General features: G+C 64.6%; 16 protein-coding genes. 14 read left to right on the forward strand and 2 right to left on the reverse strand.

The features are described 5' to 3' along the window. The first annotated feature begins 59 nt into the window (after positions 1–59). From rpsA to cysM, 9 genes are all read left to right on the forward strand, one after another. Positions 60–1,790, forward strand: coding sequence for a 30S ribosomal protein S1 (rpsA, locus tag HWX36_RS08330; RefSeq protein ID WP_319000483.1), 1,731 nt, complete (start codon positions 60–62; stop codon positions 1,788–1,790). A 22-nt stretch (positions 1,791–1,812) separates the two neighbouring features. Next, a complete protein-coding gene (locus HWX36_RS08335) occupies positions 1,813–2,136 on the forward strand; it encodes an integration host factor subunit beta (RefSeq protein ID WP_006486894.1) in 324 nt (107 codons plus the stop codon). 210 nt (positions 2,137–2,346) lie between these two features. Then, on the forward strand, positions 2,347–2,640 hold the full coding sequence (locus HWX36_RS08340; RefSeq protein ID WP_021157458.1) for a LapA family protein: 294 nt from the start codon (positions 2,347–2,349) through the stop codon (positions 2,638–2,640). Positions 2,641–2,693: 53 nt separating this feature from the next. Continuing rightward, entirely contained in the window at positions 2,694–3,866 is a 1,173-nt protein-coding gene (gene lapB, locus HWX36_RS08345; RefSeq protein ID WP_175951668.1) for a lipopolysaccharide assembly protein LapB, read from the forward strand. Positions 3,867–3,956: 90 nt separating this feature from the next. Further along, entirely contained in the window at positions 3,957–5,357 is a 1,401-nt protein-coding gene (locus tag HWX36_RS08350) for a UDP-glucose/GDP-mannose dehydrogenase family protein (protein ID WP_175951669.1), read from the forward strand. Positions 5,358–5,364: 7 nt separating this feature from the next. Continuing rightward, positions 5,365–6,315: a D-glycero-beta-D-manno-heptose-7-phosphate kinase gene (gene rfaE1 / locus HWX36_RS08355; RefSeq protein ID WP_175951670.1), complete on the forward strand. Its 951-nt coding sequence runs from the start codon at positions 5,365–5,367 to the stop codon at positions 6,313–6,315. Positions 6,316–6,378: 63 nt separating this feature from the next. Next, positions 6,379–7,371, forward strand: a complete 993-nt coding sequence (gene rfaD / locus HWX36_RS08360) for an ADP-glyceromanno-heptose 6-epimerase (protein ID WP_175951671.1) — start codon at positions 6,379–6,381, stop codon at positions 7,369–7,371. 73 nt (positions 7,372–7,444) lie between these two features. After that, positions 7,445–7,789, forward strand: a complete 345-nt coding sequence (locus HWX36_RS08365; RefSeq protein ID WP_175951672.1) for a helix-hairpin-helix domain-containing protein — start codon at positions 7,445–7,447, stop codon at positions 7,787–7,789. A gap of 198 nt (positions 7,790–7,987) precedes the next feature. Further along, positions 7,988–8,890 carry a cysteine synthase CysM gene (gene cysM / locus HWX36_RS08370; protein ID WP_175951673.1) on the forward strand — a complete coding sequence of 301 codons (903 nt, stop codon included), beginning with the start codon at positions 7,988–7,990 and terminating at the stop codon, positions 8,888–8,890. Between the two features lie 79 nt (positions 8,891–8,969). On the opposite strand, the gene mltB is transcribed toward cysM, so the two are convergent. Then, the gene (gene mltB / locus HWX36_RS08375; protein ID WP_175951674.1) at positions 8,970–10,313 is read right to left on the reverse strand and encodes a lytic murein transglycosylase B; all 1,344 of its coding nucleotides are present in this window, start codon (positions 10,311–10,313) and stop codon (positions 8,970–8,972) included. Positions 10,314–10,356: 43 nt separating this feature from the next. On the opposite strand from mltB, the gene HWX36_RS08380 reads away from it, so the two are divergent. After that, positions 10,357–11,280 carry a histone deacetylase family protein gene (locus HWX36_RS08380; protein WP_011351344.1) on the forward strand — a complete coding sequence of 308 codons (924 nt, stop codon included), beginning with the start codon at positions 10,357–10,359 and terminating at the stop codon, positions 11,278–11,280. A 30-nt stretch (positions 11,281–11,310) separates the two neighbouring features. Here the strand turns inward: HWX36_RS08380 and HWX36_RS08385 are convergent, their stop codons facing one another. Next, positions 11,311–12,231, reverse strand: a complete 921-nt coding sequence (locus HWX36_RS08385; protein ID WP_175951675.1) for an alpha/beta hydrolase — start codon at positions 12,229–12,231, stop codon at positions 11,311–11,313. A gap of 216 nt (positions 12,232–12,447) precedes the next feature. On the opposite strand from HWX36_RS08385, the gene HWX36_RS08390 reads away from it, so the two are divergent. The 4 genes from HWX36_RS08390 to HWX36_RS08405 all read left to right on the forward strand — a co-directional run bounded on the left by HWX36_RS08390 (position 12,448) and on the right by HWX36_RS08405 (position 15,927). Further along, the gene (locus HWX36_RS08390) at positions 12,448–13,482 is read left to right on the forward strand and encodes a methionine ABC transporter ATP-binding protein (RefSeq protein WP_175951676.1); all 1,035 of its coding nucleotides are present in this window, start codon (positions 12,448–12,450) and stop codon (positions 13,480–13,482) included. Next, a complete protein-coding gene (locus HWX36_RS08395) occupies positions 13,472–14,125 on the forward strand; it encodes a methionine ABC transporter permease (protein ID WP_006486982.1) in 654 nt (217 codons plus the stop codon). Before HWX36_RS08390 ends, HWX36_RS08395 begins: the two co-directional genes overlap by 11 nt. 29 nt (positions 14,126–14,154) lie before the next feature. Next, complete coding sequence (locus HWX36_RS08400; RefSeq protein WP_175951677.1) at positions 14,155–14,949, forward strand: MetQ/NlpA family ABC transporter substrate-binding protein; 795 nt, start codon at positions 14,155–14,157, stop codon at positions 14,947–14,949. A 228-nt stretch (positions 14,950–15,177) separates the two neighbouring features. Beyond that, positions 15,178–15,927, forward strand: a complete 750-nt coding sequence (locus HWX36_RS08405) for an electron transfer flavoprotein subunit beta/FixA family protein (protein ID WP_175951678.1) — start codon at positions 15,178–15,180, stop codon at positions 15,925–15,927. Positions 15,928–15,934 lie beyond the last annotated feature (7 nt).

A 15,934-nucleotide genomic window follows, 5' to 3' on the forward strand; every position in this document is an offset into this window, starting at 1 on the left:
TGTGGTCTTCGATCTGGCCCTTTCAGCCTGCCATTCCGGCCGGCGTGGCACAGCGAGCCATGCACAATCAGATTTTTATGTCCGACCTGCAAACCTCCAACCCGAATACTGAATCTTTCGCGGCTCTGTTCGAAGAGTCGCTGACCCGCCAAGACATGCGCGCCGGCGAAGTGATTTCCGCCGAAGTCGTGCGCGTCGACCACAACTTCGTGGTCGTCAATGCAGGCCTGAAGTCCGAGGCTTACATTCCGATCGAGGAATTCCTGAACGATCAGGGCGAGGTTGAGGTGCAGTCGGGCGATTTCGTGTCCGTCGCGATCGACGCACTCGAAAACGGCTATGGCGACACGATCCTGTCGCGCGACAAGGCGAAGCGCCTTGCATCGTGGCTGTCGCTGGAAAAGGCTCTCGACAACAACGAACTCGTCACCGGCACGATCACCGGCAAGGTGAAGGGCGGCATGACCGTGATGGTCAACGGCATCCGCGCGTTCCTGCCGGGTTCGCTGGTCGACACGCGTCCGGTCAAGGACACGACCCCGTACGAAGGCAAGACGCTCGAGTTCCGCGTGATCAAGCTCGATCGCAAGCGTAACAACGTCGTGCTGTCGCGTCGTGCAGTGATCGAAGCCACGCAAGGCGAAGAGCGCGCGAAGCTGCTCGAGACGCTGAAGGAAGGCGCGATCGTCAACGGCGTGGTCAAGAACATCACCGACTACGGCGCGTTCGTCGACCTCGGCGGCATCGACGGCCTGCTGCACATCACCGACATCGCATGGCGTCGTGTGCGTCACCCGAGCGAAGTCCTGTCGGTTGGCCAGGAAGTCACCGCGAAGATCCTCAAGTTCGACCAAGAGAAGAACCGCGTCTCGCTGGGCATCAAGCAACTGGGCGACGATCCGTGGGAAGGCATCTCGCGCCGTTACCCGTCGGGCACGCGCCTGTTCGGCAAGGTCACGAACATCACCGACTACGGCGCATTCGTCGAAGTGGAATCGGGCATCGAAGGCCTCGTCCACGTGTCGGAAATGGACTGGACCAACAAGAACGTCGCACCGTCGAAGGTTGTCCAGCTGGGCGACGAAGTCGAAGTCATGGTCCTCGAGATCGACGAAGACCGTCGTCGTATCAGCCTCGGCATGAAGCAGTGCAAGCCGAATCCGTGGGATGACTTCAGCCGCAACTTCAAGAAGGGCGACAAGATCACGGGCGCAATCAAGTCGATCACCGACTTCGGCGTGTTCATCGGTCTGCCGGGCGGCATCGACGGCCTGGTTCACCTGTCGGACCTGTCGTGGAGCGAAGCTGGCGAAGAAGCTGTTCGCAAGTACAAGAAGGGCGACGAAGTCGAAGCCATCGTGCTCGGTATCGACGTCGAGAAGGAACGTATTTCGCTCGGCATCAAGCAGCTCGAAGGCGACCCGTTCAGCAACTACGTTGCAATGAACGACAAGGGCTCGATCGTCGACGGCGTCGTGAAGACGGTCGATGCGAAGGGTGCGGTCGTTACGCTGACGGGCGACATCGAAGGCTACCTGCGCGCATCGGAAATCTCGCAGGATCGCGTCGAAGACGCACGCAACGTGCTGAAGGAAGGCGACAAGGTCAACGCGATGGTGATCAACATCGATCGCAAGTCGCGCGGCATCAACCTGTCGATCAAGGCGAAGGATTCGGCTGAACAACAGGAAGCGATCCGCGGCCTGCAGTCGGACTCGAGCGCTGCTGCGACCGGTACGACCAACCTCGGCGCGCTGCTGAAGGCGAAGCTCGACGGCCAGAACCAGTAAGCCTTACGAGGTCTGCTGAAGTATGACCAAATCCGAGTTGGTCGCGCAGCTGGCATCGCGATTTCCGCAACTTGTCCTCAAGGATGCGGATTTCGCGGTGAAAACGATGCTCGATGCGATGTCTGACGCCCTGGCGAAAGGGCATCGCATTGAAATTCGGGGTTTCGGCAGCTTTGGCCTCAACCGTCGCCCGGCACGCGTCGGACGCAATCCGAAGTCAGGGGAGAAAGTGCAGGTGCCCGAGAAGTTCGTGCCGCACTTCAAGCCTGGCAAGGAATTGCGGGAACGCGTCGACGGCCGCGCCGGTGAACCGCTGAAGGCTGACGATCCGGACGACGAGCGTTGAGCGTCATCCGGTTTGCCCGGAACCCATCCGGCGAAGGCTGAAAAGAAAAGCGCCCCTTGCGGGCGCTTTTTTCATTTTCGGCGATCGCCGCGCAACGGGTGCGCGCAGGATCTGCGCAGGCGCGGAAACGCATCCTTTACAATACGGGTCGATTCGGTGCGACGAAGGGGAGTCGCGCGCCGCGGCAAACCTCAACAAAGAGAGGGCTTCATGAAGTTTATCGTCTGGCTGATCCGGGTATTGGTGTTCGTACTGCTGCTGGTGCTTGCGCTGGCCAATACGCAAACCGCGACGCTGAATTTCGTTGCCGGCTATTCATGGCAAGCGCCGCTGATCCTGATCGGCCTCGCGTTCTTCGCCGTGGGGCTGCTGGCCGGCCTGCTGTCCGCGCTGCCTTCGATCTTTCGCCTGCGTCTCGAGAACGGGCGCCTGAAGCGCGATCTGCGTGCGGCACGCGAAACGCCGGCCGTCATCGACCAGCCGCCGATGCCGCCCGTCATTTAACACGGACGCCGCGCGATAATCGCGCGGTTTTCGTCTCTGCTTCGATATTTCGCATGGATCTGGATTTCTGGTGGTTGCTCGCGATTCCGGTGGCGTTCGCGCTGGGTTGGGCGGCGTCACGCTATGACCTGAAGAATCTCCTGTCGGAGAGCGCCAACCTGCCGCGATCGTATTTTCGCGGCCTGAATTTTCTGTTGAACGAACAACCCGACAAGGCGATCGACGCGTTCATCGAGGTCGCCAAGCTCGATCCCGAGACGGTCGAACTGCACTTCGCGCTCGGTAACCTGTTCCGCCGCCGCGGCGAGACCGACCGCGCGATCCGGGTGCACCAGAACCTGCTGAGCCGCACGGACCTGCCGGTCAACGAGCGCGACCACGCGCTGTACGAGCTCGGCCAGGATTTCCTGAAAGCCGGCCTGCTCGATCGTGCCGAGGAGGCGTTTCACAAGCTCGCCGACGGCGATTACGCGCTCGGTGCGCAGCGGGCGCTGCTGACGATCTACGAGATCGAGAAGGACTGGAACAAGTCGATCGATACGGCGAAGCGCATCGAGTCGATGAGCGACAAGCCGCTCGGCGTCGAAATTGCGCAGTTCCACTGCGAACTCGCGCAGGACGCGCTGCAGCGCAAGAACGCGGCAGCGGCAGCCGAGCAGCTGCGCCTGGCGCTGACCGTGAACCCGCAGAACGTTCGCGCGACGGTCCTGTCCGGCGACGCGGCGCAAGCGGAGGGCAATCATGCGGCCGCGATCGAGCACTGGAAGCGCGTCGAAGCGCAGAATCCGGCGTATCTGCCGCTCGTCGCCGACAAGCTGATGAAGGCGTATATCGCGCTCGGCAAGAACGCCGAAGGCGCCGAGCTGCTGATGGGGTATGTTGACCGCTATCCGTCGAACGACCTGCTCGACATCGCGTACCAGCACCTCGCGGGGTTGCGTGGCCAGGAGGCGGCGCACACGCTCGCGCGTGCGCAAATGGAGAAGTCGCCGAACCTGTCGGGGATGCTGCATCTGCTCGATGCGCAAATCGCCGCAGCCGACGAGCCGCGCCGTAAGGAACTTGAAATGATGCGTGCGCTGATCAAGCAGCGCACGAAGAATCTGCCACGGTATACGTGCCAGAATTGCGGTTTCCGGGCACGGCTTTTCTATTGGCAGTGCCCCGGATGCAGCGGCTGGGAAACCTATGCGCCGCGCCGCGTCGAACCTGCGATGCCGGGCTGATCCCGGCACGCGGAGCCAACGCGCTGCGGTTGCCGCCGGGCTCGTCCCGGCGGCCAAGTTAGTCAATTACCGGGAAGTACCGGAACATCTATGAAAATCACCATCATCGGCACCGGCTATGTCGGTCTCGTCACGGGCGCCTGCCTCGCTGAGATCGGTCACGACGTATTCTGTCTCGACGTCGATCCGCGCAAGATCGACATCCTGAACAACGGCGGGATGCCGATTCACGAACCGGGGCTGCTGGACATTATCGCGCGCAACCGCGCGGCCGGGCGCCTGCGCTTCTCGACCGACATCGAGGCGAGCGTCGCGCACGGCGAGATCCAGTTCATCGCCGTCGGCACGCCGCCCGACGAGGACGGCTCGGCCGACCTGCAGTACGTGCTCGAAGCCGCGCGCAACATCGGCCGCCACATGACGGGCTTCAAGGTGATCGTCGACAAGTCGACGGTGCCGGTCGGCACCGCGCAGCGCGTGCGCGGCGTGGTCGACGAGGCGCTTGCCGCCCGTGGTCTGGCAGGCAGCGTCGCGCATCGCTTCTCGGTCGTATCGAACCCGGAGTTCCTGAAGGAAGGCGCCGCGGTCGAAGACTTCATGCGTCCGGACCGGATCATCATCGGTGTCGACGACGACGAGACGGGCACGATCGCGCGCGAGAAGATGAAGAAGCTTTACGCGCCGTTCAACCGCAACCACGAGCGCACGATTTACATGGACGTGCGCTCGGCCGAATTCGCGAAATATGCGGCGAACGCGATGCTTGCAACGCGTATCTCGTTCATGAACGAGATGTCGAATCTCGCCGACAAGGTCGGCGCGGACATCGAGGCCGTGCGCCGCGGGATCGGCTCCGATCCGCGCATCGGCTATCATTTCCTGTACGCTGGCGTCGGCTACGGCGGCTCGTGCTTCCCGAAGGACGTCCAGGCGCTGATTCGCACCGCAGGCGAGAACGGCCAGCCGCTGCGCATCCTGGAAGCCGTCGAGGCGGCCAACCATGCGCAGAAGGACGTGCTGATCGGCAAGATCGAGCAGCGCTTCGGCGTTGACCTGACCGGCCGCGAGTTCGCGGTCTGGGGCCTGGCGTTCAAGCCGAACACCGACGACATGCGCGAGGCGCCGAGCCGCCGCCTGATCGCCGCGCTGCTCGAACGCGGCGCGACCGTGCGTGCGTACGATCCGGTCGCGGTCGACGAGGCACGGCGCGTGTTTGCGCTCGATTTCGGCACCAATCCGGACGCGCTGGCGCGGCTGCATCTCGTCGAGACGCAGGACATCGCCGTGACGGGCGCGGACGCACTCGTGATCGTGACCGAGTGGAAGGAATTCCGGAGCCCCGACTTCACGCGCCTGAAGGCCGAATTGAAGGCGCCGGTGATCTTCGACGGGCGCAACCTCTATGAGCCGGATGCGATGGCCGAACTGGGCATCGACTATTACGCGATCGGCCGGCCGTATGTCGATCCCCAGTTGTCCACCCGTGGCTGACCCTACGATGAATACTCTTCGCGAAGTCGTTCCGGTGCCGCGCGAGCAGCTCGCGCGCTCGCGCGTGCTGGTCGTCGGCGACGTGATGCTCGACCGTTACTGGTTCGGCAACGTCGATCGCATTTCGCCTGAAGCGCCGGTGCCGGTCGTGCACGTGCAGCGTCAGGAAGAGCGCCTTGGCGGTGCAGCGAACGTTGCGCGCAACGCCGTGACGCTCGGCGGACAGGCCGGGCTGCTGTGCGTCGTCGGTTGCGACGAACCCGGCGAGCGGATCGTCGAACTGCTCGGCAGCAGCGGCGTGACGCCGCATCTCGAGCGCGACCCGGCGCTGCCGACCACGATCAAGCTGCGCGTGCTCGCGCGCCAGCAGCAACTGCTGCGCGTCGACTTCGAGGCCATGCCGACGCACGAGGTGTTGCTCGCGGGGCTCGCGCGTTTCGATGCGCTGCTGCCGCAGCATGCCGTCGTGCTGATGTCGGATTACGCGAAAGGCGGCCTGACGCACGTCACGACGATGATCGAGAAAGCGCGTGCGGCCGGCAAGTCCGTCCTCGTCGACCCGAAGGGCGACGACTGGGCACGCTATCGTGGTGCGTCGCTGATCACGCCGAATCGCGCGGAACTGCGTGAAGTGGTCGGGCAGTGGAAGTCGGAAGACGATCTGCGCGCGCGCGTTGCGAAGCTGCGCGCGGAGCTCGACATCGACGCGCTGCTGCTCACGCGTTCGGAAGAAGGGATGACGCTGTTTTCCGCCGACGGCGAACTGCACGCACCAGCGCTCGCGCGCGAGGTGTTCGACGTGTCGGGCGCGGGCGATACCGTGATCGCGACGGTCGCGACGATGCTCGGCGCAGGTGTGCCGCTCGTCGATGCCGTCGTGCTCGCGAATCGCGCGGCAGGCATCGTGGTCGGCAAGCTCGGCACGGCCACGGTGGACTACGACGAACTGTTTCACTGAGCGCATGCGGTGGCGCGACGAGCGCGCCGCACGCATGGCTCGCACTTTTCAGGCAGGACGATCATGACCCTCATCGTCACCGGCGCAGCCGGTTTTATCGGCGCGAACATCGTCAAGGCGCTCAACGAGCGCGGCGAGACGCGCATCATCGCGGTCGACAACCTGACGCGCGCGGACAAGTTCCGGAATCTCGTCGATTGCGAGATCGACGACTATCTGGACAAAACGGAATTCGTCGAACGCTTCGCACGCGGCGATTTCGGCAAGGTACGCGCGGTATTCCACGAAGGCGCCTGTTCGGACACGATGGAAACCGACGGCCGCTACATGATGGACAACAACTTCCGCTACAGCCGCGCGGTGCTCGACACCTGCCTCGCGCAGGGCACGCAGTTCCTGTACGCGTCGTCGGCGGCGATCTACGGCGGCTCGACGCGGTTCGTCGAGGAGCGCGACGTCGAGGCGCCGCTGAATGTCTACGGCTATTCGAAGTTCCTGTTTGACCAGGTGATCCGTCGCGTGCTGCCGACCGCGAAGAGCCAGATCGCCGGCTTTCGCTATTTCAATGTGTACGGTCCGCGCGAAACGCACAAGGGGCGCATGGCGTCGGTCGCGTTCCACAACTTCAACCAGTTCCGTGCGGAAGGCAAGGTGAAGCTGTTCGGCGAGTACAACGGCTATGCACCGGGCGAGCAGACGCGCGACTTCGTGTCGGTCGAGGACGCGACGAAGGTGAATCTGTTCTTCTTCGATCATCCGGAGAAGTCGGGCATCTTCAATCTCGGCACGGGCCGTGCGCAGCCGTTCAACGATATCGCGTCGACGGTCGTGAATACGCTGCGCGCGCTCGACAACCAGCCGCCGCTGACGCTCGCACAGCAGGTCGAGCAGGGGCTGATCGAATACGTGCCGTTTCCCGATGCATTGCGCGGCAAGTACCAGTGCTTCACGCAGGCCGACCAGACGAAGCTGCGCGCGGCCGGTTACGACGCGCCGTTCCTGACCGTGCAGGAAGGCGTCGACCGCTACGTGCGTTGGCTATCCGGCCAGGTTTAAGCGGAAGCGTTGAATCGATAGACTGGGTCTCACGGTCGGCAGCCGCCGGCCGAATTCATCGGAGATCCAGCACATGATCAGGAAATGGTTGGCCGCAGCGGCAATGCTCGGCACGATCGCGTCGGCCTGGGCGGCCGTCGACGTCAACACCGCGAACGAGGATGCGCTCGTCGGCATCAAGGGCATCGGCCCGGCGCGCGCGAAAGCGATTCTCGACGAACGCGGCGCACGCGGTCCGTTCAGGAATGCGGAAGATCTCGCATCACGCGTGAAAGGCATGGGTGGCCATACCGTCGAGCGGCTTCAGCAGGAAGGGCTGACGATCGGCGCGGCCGGCACGAGTGCCGTGCAGCCGTCTGCGGGCAAGCCGTCTGCCGGCAAGCCTGCGGCTGCACCGGCCCGCACCGCACAGAAGTAACGCGCTACGCGCGATCGACAACGAGCTCCTTCAGTCGCCGTCGTTGCGACGGCTTCCCGCGGCATGCCGCGGGTTTTTTGCGTGGGCACGGCGTGTGGCGGCCACGCGTATTCCATCGTCGCAATGGGGTTGCCGGCGCGAGCAGCGGTGCTGGTTTACAATCGATCGATTGATCGGCCTCGTACTCACGGTATATCCATGGCTTACAAAACTATCGAAGACACGATCGGCAATACGCCGCTCGTCCAACTCGTCCGCTTGCCGGACGAGGAGATTCGCGCGCGCAACAACGTGGTGCTCGCGAAGCTCGAAGGCAACAATCCGGCCGGTTCCGTGAAAGATCGTCCGGCACTGTCGATGATCAGCAAGGCGGAGGCGCGCGGGCGCATCAAGCCGGGCGATACGCTGATCGAAGCGACGAGCGGCAATACGGGTATCGCACTCGCGATGGCAGCGGCGATCCGCGGCTACAAGATGGTGCTGATCATGCCGGAGGATCTGTCGGTCGAGCGCCGCCAGAGCATGGCCGCCTACGGTGCCGAAATCATCCTGACGCCGGTGAAGGGCGGGATGGAGCTGGCACGTGATCTCGCGGACCAGATGCAGCGCGAAGGCAAGGGCGTGATCCTCGACCAGTTCGCGAACCCCGACAATCCGATTGCGCACTACGAAGCGACGGGTCCGGAAATCTGGCGCGATACCGAAGGCCGCATCACGCATTTCGTGTCGGCCATGGGCACGACGGGCACGATCATGGGTACGTCGCACTATCTGAAGGAACAGAATCCGGCGATCGAGATCATCGGTGCGCAGCCGGAAGACGGTTCGCGCATTCCGGGCATCCGCAAGTGGCCGGAGGCATACATGCCGACCATCTTCGATCGCAGCCGCGTCGACCGCGTCGAGAGCGTGAGCCAGGCCGCGGCGGAAACGATGGCGCGCCGGCTCGCGGCTGTTGAAGGCATCTTCGCGGGCATTTCGTCGGGCGGCGCATGTGAAGTCGCGATGCGCATCGCGCGTCAGGTCGAGAATGCGACGATCGTGTTCATCGTCTGCGATCGTGGCGACCGCTACCTGTCCACGGGCGTGTTTCCTGCCTGAACGCGGGCAGGCGCGCGTCGAGCGCGTGCGAAAAAAAAAGCGCCGCATGTGCGGCGCTTTTTTGTTGGGCGGGCGATGCTTACTGCGATTGCGTTTCGGTGGCGCTCGGCTGAAGTGCGCCGCTCGCTTCCATCTGCGCCTTCACGGCCTCGCCAAGCTGGTACACGGTGAGCGCGTAGAAGAAGCTGCGGTTGTAGCGCGTCAGCACATAGAAATTCTTGAGACCGAGCATGTACTCGGTCGCGCGCCCCGGTGACGGCAGGTCGACCACCGTCACGGGCGTACCGGCTTCGGTGGTGATGTTGACCGCCGGCTCGTTCAGCGTCATGCCCGCGCGCAGCAGTTGCGACAGCGCCCAGTGCGGTTCAGGCTGGCCGTCGGCGGCGGCCTGGGCGATCCCCAGGCTGCCCGTATCGGGCGTGATCTGCCAGACCACCGGGCGGTCGGTTTCCCAGCCGTGCTGCTTCAGGTAGTTCGCGACGCTGCCGATCGCATCGGCAGGGCTGCTGCGCAGGTCGACATGGCCCGTGCCGTCGAAGTCGACCGCATATTCGCGGATACTGCTCGGCAGGAACTGCGGAATCCCGATCGCGCCCGTATACGAGCCGAGCACGGTGGTCGGGTCGAGTTGGTTATCGCGGGTCCAGACCAGGAAATCCTCGAGGTTCTTGCGGAACGTCGCCTGGCGGCTGTCGCGATTCGGCGTGTCCGGATAGTCGAACGTCAGCGTCGTCAGCGCGTCGAGCACGCGGAAATTGCCCATGTAGCGGCCGTAGATCGTCTCGACGCCGATGATGCCGACGATTACCTCGGGCGGCACGCCGAATTGCTCGGATGCGCGCTGCAGCGTTGCCTGGTTCGCCTTCCAGAATTTCACGCCCGCGTTGATGCGGATCGGCTCGATGAAGCGCGAGCGATAGACGCGCCAGTTCTTGACCGTCGGCGACGGGGCCGGCTTCACGAGCTTGACGGCCGTTGCCGAATAGCTGATGCGCGAGAACAGCGCATGCAGGCTCGCGGAGTCGAAGCCGTTGCGAGTCACCATCTCGTCGATGAACGCGTCGACCTTCGCGTTGTTCGCGTAACGCTGCGGAACGATTTCCTCTTCGAAGGTCTGGCCTTGCGGCGTCGGCTGCTGCGGTTGGGCCTGTGCGACGAGCTTGCCCGCGGACTTCGCGGGTTGCGTCTGCGCGCTGGCAGGCGCGGCGCCGAGGGCCGCGACCACAGCGGCCGCAACGAGCGGGACGCGAGCACGGAACAGCACGGAGAGAAGGGCGGCGGGCTTGCTGGAATTCATGTCGAAGCGGGCGGACAGGGCGATTGGGTTCGGCGCAGTATACCCGACGGATCCGGCGCGCCGGGGCGTTGCGGGCCACCGTTGTGGTAAGTTAGCGGCGAATTCGCGGCAGACGATGGACATCATTGATGGAGACCTGCGGCGCACCGTGCGCCGTGGATGACAGCTTATGGCAACCGCTTTCTATACGCACCCCGACTGTATGCTGCACGAGATGGGGGAATGGCATCCGGAATGCCCGGCCCGCCTCTCGGCGATCCAGGATCAACTGATCGCGAGCCGCATCGACGACCTGATCGTGCACGAAACCGCACCGTTCGCGAGCGAGGTGGCGCTGGGCCGGGTGCATACGCAGGCGCACATCGACTACATCCGGAGCATGACGCCGGTGGACGGCTACGTCGAGATCGATCCCGATACGCTGATGAACCGCGATACGTGGCGCGCGGCGCTGCGCGCGGCCGGCGCCGCGATCGCGGCGACCGACGCGGTGATCGAAGGCCGCTATGCGAATGCGTTCTGCGGCGTGCGCCCACCCGGCCACCATGCGGAGCCCGCGCGCGCGATGGGTTTCTGCTTCTTCAACAACGTCGCGATCGCCGCGCGGCATGCGCTCGATGTACACGGTCTCGAGCGTGTGGCGATCATCGATTTCGACGTGCACCATGGCAACGGCACCGAGGCCGCATTCGCGAACGACGAGCGCGTGCTGATGTGCAGCTTCTTCCAGCATCCGCTGTATCCGTTCTCGGGCGTCGATCACCAGGCCCCGAACATGGTCAACCTGCCGATGCCCGCGCGCAGCAACGGGATGGCGATCCGCGAAGCCGTCGACATGTTCTGGCTGCCGCGCCTCGATGCATTCAAGCCGCAGATGCTGTTCGTGTCGGCGGGTTTCGACGCGCATCGCGAGGACGACATCGGCAACCTCGGCCTCGTCGAAGCCGACTTCGAATGGCTGACCGCGCAGATCGTCGACGTGGCGCGGCGGCATGCGCAGGGCCGCATCGTGAGCTGTCTCGAAGGCGGCTACAACCTGTCCGCGCTCGGGCGCAGCGTGGTCGCACACCTGCGCGTGCTGGCCGGCATCTGATGGCCGACTGACCGGCCGGGCCGGGCGCGCTCAGCGCGCCGGCACGCGTGCGTGAATCCACGCAATCAGCGCGTCGATCACGCGATCGCGTTCGAGATCGTTCATCGTTTCGTGAAAGCCGCCTTCGTATAGCGTCAGCGTGCGATCGGGCGAGCCGACGCGCGCGCCGAACGCCCGGCTGCCGTCGGGCTCGGTCAGCTTGTCCTCGGTGCCGTGATAGACGAGCACCGGAACGCGGAGCCCAGCGCGGCCGCTTTCGATGCGTGCCATCGCGTCGAGAATCTCCGCACCGGTGCGCGCGGGTACCGCGCCGTGATGCACGAGCGGATCGGCGCGATTGGCCGCGACGACGGCCGGATCGCGCGACAGCAGCGCTGCATCGATCTTGATTGCGGGGAAGGTCGGCCATATGCGGCTGATGACGCGGCTCACCGCGAGCATCCAGCGCGGCACGTCGCGCCCCGGCGCGAGCGCCGGGCTCGACAGCACGAGGCCCGTCAGCGCGTGGCCACGTGCCGGCGCACGTTCGATTGCGTAAAGCGCCGCGACCGCGCCACCCATGCTGTGCCCCATCAGGAACAGCGGCGAATTGCTGCGCGCGGCTTCGGCGACCAGCGCGTCCGCATCGTTCAGGTAGCCGTCGAAGCGCTCGACCCAGGCGCGCTTGCCGGGTGACTGGCCATGCCCGCGCAGGTCGATCGCGAGCACGTCGATGCCGGCTGCATTCAACCGGCCGGCGAGTGCGGCATAGCGGCCCGCGTGTTCGGCAAGACCGTGCACGAGCGCGATTGTCGCGCGCGGCGGCGTGGTGCCGTCGCCGGCTGGCCAGCGGTACGACGCCAGTTCGAGCCCGTCCGCGGTACGCAGCCGGCCCATGGTCGGCGCGGGCGACGACGAAGGTGCCGGTCCGGCGGTGGCGGGTGCGGCAGCCGGCGAAGTGGTGGCGGTCATCTGGCGTGTCCCCTGTCGGTTGGTCGGTGTTCTGGATCATAGTCGCGGCACCGTCGCGGCGCGCCAGCGGCGCTCCTCTAATTTCGTGTGGTTATGAAAAGATCGAAATCGATTATTAAGGGGAATGAGGGGTTTGCGGTAAAATCGCCGGCTATTCCAGATGCATCGGTGGCCGACTGGCGGGCCTGCTCGCCAGCCGGCCATCGTTTTGTTTACATGATCGAATTACGCAATCTTTCGCAGCGATTTCCCGGGCCGAGCGGCTGGGTCGAGGCGCTGCACAACGTCAACCTGACGATCCCGCAGGGCGAGGTGTTCGGCATCATTGGCCGAAGCGGCGCCGGCAAGAGCACGCTCGTGCGCACCATCAACCTGCTCACGCGGCCGACCGAAGGCAATGTCGTCGTCGGCGGGCGCGATCTCACGCTGCTGCCGGCTGGCGCGCTGCGCGAGGCGCGCCGCGAGATCGGCATGATCTTCCAGCACTTCAACCTGCTGTCGTCGCGCACGGTGTTCGACAACGTCGCACTGCCGCTGGAACTGGCCGGCGCAAGCCGTGCCGAGATCGAGGCCGCCGTGCTGCCGCTGCTCGACCTCGTCGGGCTGTCCGCGCAAAAGGATCGCTATCCGTCGCAGATCAGCGGCGGGCAGAAGCAGCGCGTCGGCATCGCACGCGCGCTCGCGAGCCAGCCAAAGGTGCTGCTGTCGGACGAAGCGACGTCCGCGCTCGATCCCGAGACCACGCGTTCGATCCTCGACCTGCTGAAGCGCATCAACCGCGAACTCGGCCTGACGATCGTGCTGATCACGCACCAGATGGAAGTGATCAAGCAGGTGTGCGACCGCGTCGCGGTGCTCGATGCAGGGCGCGTGGTCGAGGAAGGCCGCGTGATCGACGTGTTCCTGCAGCCGCATCACGAAGTGACGCGCGCGCTGATCGGCGACGTGATCGCGCAGGAACTGCCGCCCGCGCTGAAGGCGCGCGTGGCCGAGCGGCTGAAGACCGGCAGCGGGCATCTGCTGCGGCTCGCGTTCACGGGCTCGGGTGTCGATCAGCCGATCCTGTCGGAGACGATCCGCCGGTACGAACTCGATTTCAACATCCTGCACGGCCAGATCGACGAGATCCAGGGGCAGGCATTCGGTTCGCTCGCGGTGCTCGCGGGCGGCGAGCCGGGCAAGGTCGGGCAGGCGCTCGCGTTCCTGCGCGAGCAAGGTGTGGTGGTAGAGGAGCTTTCGTATGTTGAGTGAGATGTTCGATATGTTCGTGCAGTCGTTCTGGGAGACGCTGATCATGGTCGGCATCTCCGGGGCGGTCGGCGCGCTCGTCGGCCTGCCGCTCGGCGTGCTGCTCTACCTGACCGACCGCCAGGGCGTGCTGCAGAACCTCGCGGTGAATCGTGTGCTCGGCGGCATCGTGAATGCCGTCCGCTCGACGCCGTTCATCATCCTGCTGGTCGCGGTGATTCCGTTTACGCGGCTCGTCACGGGTTCGTCGATCGGCACGGCCGCGGCGGTCGTGCCGCTGACGCTCGCTGCCGCGCCGTTCATCGCGCGTCTCGTCGAGACGGCGTTGCGCGAAGTCGACCGCGGGCTGATCGAGGCTGCGCAGTCGATGGGCGCGACCACGTCGCAGATCGTCTTCAAGGTGCTGCTGCCCGAATCGCTGCCGGGCGTCGTCGCGGGCCTGACGATCACGTTCGTGTCGCTGGTCGGCTATTCGGCAATGGCGGGCGCGATCGGCGGCGGCGGCCTCGGCGATCTCGGGATCCGCTACGGCTACCAGCGCTATCTGCCCGAAGTGATGTGGACGGTGGTTGCGATCCTGATCGTGTTCGTGCAGATCGTGCAGTCGTTCGGCGACTGGCTCGTCCGCCGGCTGAGCCACAAGTAAAACAAGGTTGATTCGCTAGGGGACACTCGATGCAACGACGCTTCATGCTGAAATTCGCGGCGGCACTGGGCGCGGCCGCGCTGTTCGCGGGCGCGCACGCGCAGGCCGAAACCATCAAGGTGGGCGTGACGGGCGGGCCGCACGCGCAGATCATGGAGGCGGTGAAGAAGGTCGCGGCGAAGAGCGGCCTCGACATCCGCATCGTCGAATTCTCCGATTACGTGCAGCCGAACGCCGCGCTCGCGTCGGGCGACCTCGACGCGAACAGCTACCAGCACGATCCCTATCTGCAGGCGCAGGTGAAGGATCGCGGCTACAAGCTGATCAAGGTCGCGGATACCGTCACGTTTCCGATGGGCATCTATTCGAAGCGCGTGAAGTCGCTGGCCGAACTGAAGCCCGGCGCGCGCATCGCGATTCCGAACGATCCGACCAACGGCGGTCGTGCGCTCCTGTTGCTGCAAAAGCAGGGCCTGCTGAAGCTGCGCGCGGATGCGGGGCTGAAGGCGACGCCGCTCGATATCGTCGACAATCCGCGCAAGCTGAAGGTCGTCGAACTTGATGCGGCGCAGATTCCGCGCTCGCTCGGTGACGTCGACGCGGCCGCGATCAATACCAACTACGCGATGGAAGCGGGGTTGAAACCGAAACAGGACGCGATCGCGATCGAGGGCCCGAACGGCCCGTACGCGAACATCCTCGCGATCCGCGAGGCGGACCGGAACAAGCCGTGGGTCGCGAAACTGGTCGCGGCCTATCATTCGGCCGATGTGAAGCAGTTCATCGAAGGCAAGTTCGGCGGCGCGGTTATTGCCGCCTGGTAACGGGCGAGGCACGGGGCGCCCGGCGGGATTAGAGTTGATGATCGAAAACCCGGGCTTTGCGTCCGGTTTTTTTCTCTTTTAAAATAGAACGACCGTTCGCTATCATTGGCGCGTCGCCAAGAAGCGGTATCCTCGACAGCCACGAAGGTTGGGTCCGCTTGGCCGCGCAGTCATGAGGCCTCGCTATAGAATGGCCTCTGGTCGTATTCGTAACTTTGGAGCGTGTGCATGAAAATCCTGGTGCCAGTGAAAAGAGTGGTCGATTACAACGTGAAGGTCCGCGTGAAGTCGGACAACACGGGTGTCGACATTGCGAACGTGAAGATGTCGATGAACCCGTTCGACGAAATCGCGGTTGAAGAAGCCGTGCGCCTGAAGGAAGCGGGCGTGGCGACCGAAGTGATCGCCGTGTCGGTGGGCGTCGCGCAAGCGCAGGAAACGCTGCGTACGGCGCTGGCGATCGGCGCGGATCGTGCGATCCTCGTCGAGTCGACCGACAGCGTCGAGCCGCTGGGCGTCGCGAAGATCCTGAAAGCGCTGGTCGACAAGGAACAGCCGCAACTGGTGATCCTCGGCAAGCAGGCAATCGACGACGATTCGAACCAGACGGGCCAGATGCTGGCGGCGCTGGCAGGCCTCCCGCAAGCGACGTTCGCATCGAAGGTCACGGTGGCCGACGGTAAGGCAACGGTCGCACGCGAAGTCGACGGCGGCGCGGAAACGCTGTCGCTGACGCTGCCGGCGGTGATCACGACCGACCTGCGCCTGAACGAGCCGCGTTATGTGACGCTGCCGAACATCATGAAGGCGAAGAAGAAGCCGCTGGAAACCGTGAAGCCGGAAGACCTGGGCGTGGACGTCGCGCCGCGTCTGAAGACGCTGAAGGTGGTCGAGCCGCCGAAGCGCGCGGCCGGCGTGAAGGTGCCGGACGTGAAGACGCTGGTCGAGAAGCTGAAGACCGAAGCCAAGGTGCTGTAAGAGGGAG

This window comes from Burkholderia sp. BCC0405 (assembly GCF_902833075.1).
Lineage (GTDB): Bacteria > Pseudomonadota > Gammaproteobacteria > Burkholderiales > Burkholderiaceae > Burkholderia.

Bases quoted from the DNA above. Each gene is read 5' to 3' on its own strand.
- rpsA (WP_319000483.1), top strand. From the start codon at position 60: ATGCACAATCAGATTTTTATGTCCGACCTGCAAACCTCCAACCCGAAT.
- HWX36_RS08335 (WP_006486894.1), top strand. From the start codon at position 1,813: ATGACCAAATCCGAGTTGGTCGCGCAGCTGGCATCGCGATTTCCGCAA.
- HWX36_RS08340 (WP_021157458.1), top strand. From the start codon at position 2,347: ATGAAGTTTATCGTCTGGCTGATCCGGGTATTGGTGTTCGTACTGCTG.
- lapB (WP_175951668.1), top strand. From the start codon at position 2,694: ATGGATCTGGATTTCTGGTGGTTGCTCGCGATTCCGGTGGCGTTCGCG.
- HWX36_RS08350 (WP_175951669.1), top strand. From the start codon at position 3,957: ATGAAAATCACCATCATCGGCACCGGCTATGTCGGTCTCGTCACGGGC.
- rfaE1 (WP_175951670.1), top strand. From the start codon at position 5,365: ATGAATACTCTTCGCGAAGTCGTTCCGGTGCCGCGCGAGCAGCTCGCG.
- rfaD (WP_175951671.1), top strand. From the start codon at position 6,379: ATGACCCTCATCGTCACCGGCGCAGCCGGTTTTATCGGCGCGAACATC.
- HWX36_RS08365 (WP_175951672.1), top strand. From the start codon at position 7,445: ATGATCAGGAAATGGTTGGCCGCAGCGGCAATGCTCGGCACGATCGCG.
- cysM (WP_175951673.1), top strand. From the start codon at position 7,988: ATGGCTTACAAAACTATCGAAGACACGATCGGCAATACGCCGCTCGTC.
- mltB (WP_175951674.1), bottom strand. From the start codon at position 10,313: ATGATGTCCATCGTCTGCCGCGAATTCGCCGCTAACTTACCACAACGG.
- HWX36_RS08380 (WP_011351344.1), top strand. From the start codon at position 10,357: ATGGCAACCGCTTTCTATACGCACCCCGACTGTATGCTGCACGAGATG.
- HWX36_RS08385 (WP_175951675.1), bottom strand. From the start codon at position 12,231: ATGACCGCCACCACTTCGCCGGCTGCCGCACCCGCCACCGCCGGACCG.
- HWX36_RS08390 (WP_175951676.1), top strand. From the start codon at position 12,448: ATGATCGAATTACGCAATCTTTCGCAGCGATTTCCCGGGCCGAGCGGC.
- HWX36_RS08395 (WP_006486982.1), top strand. From the start codon at position 13,472: ATGTTGAGTGAGATGTTCGATATGTTCGTGCAGTCGTTCTGGGAGACG.
- HWX36_RS08400 (WP_175951677.1), top strand. From the start codon at position 14,155: ATGCAACGACGCTTCATGCTGAAATTCGCGGCGGCACTGGGCGCGGCC.
- HWX36_RS08405 (WP_175951678.1), top strand. From the start codon at position 15,178: ATGAAAATCCTGGTGCCAGTGAAAAGAGTGGTCGATTACAACGTGAAG.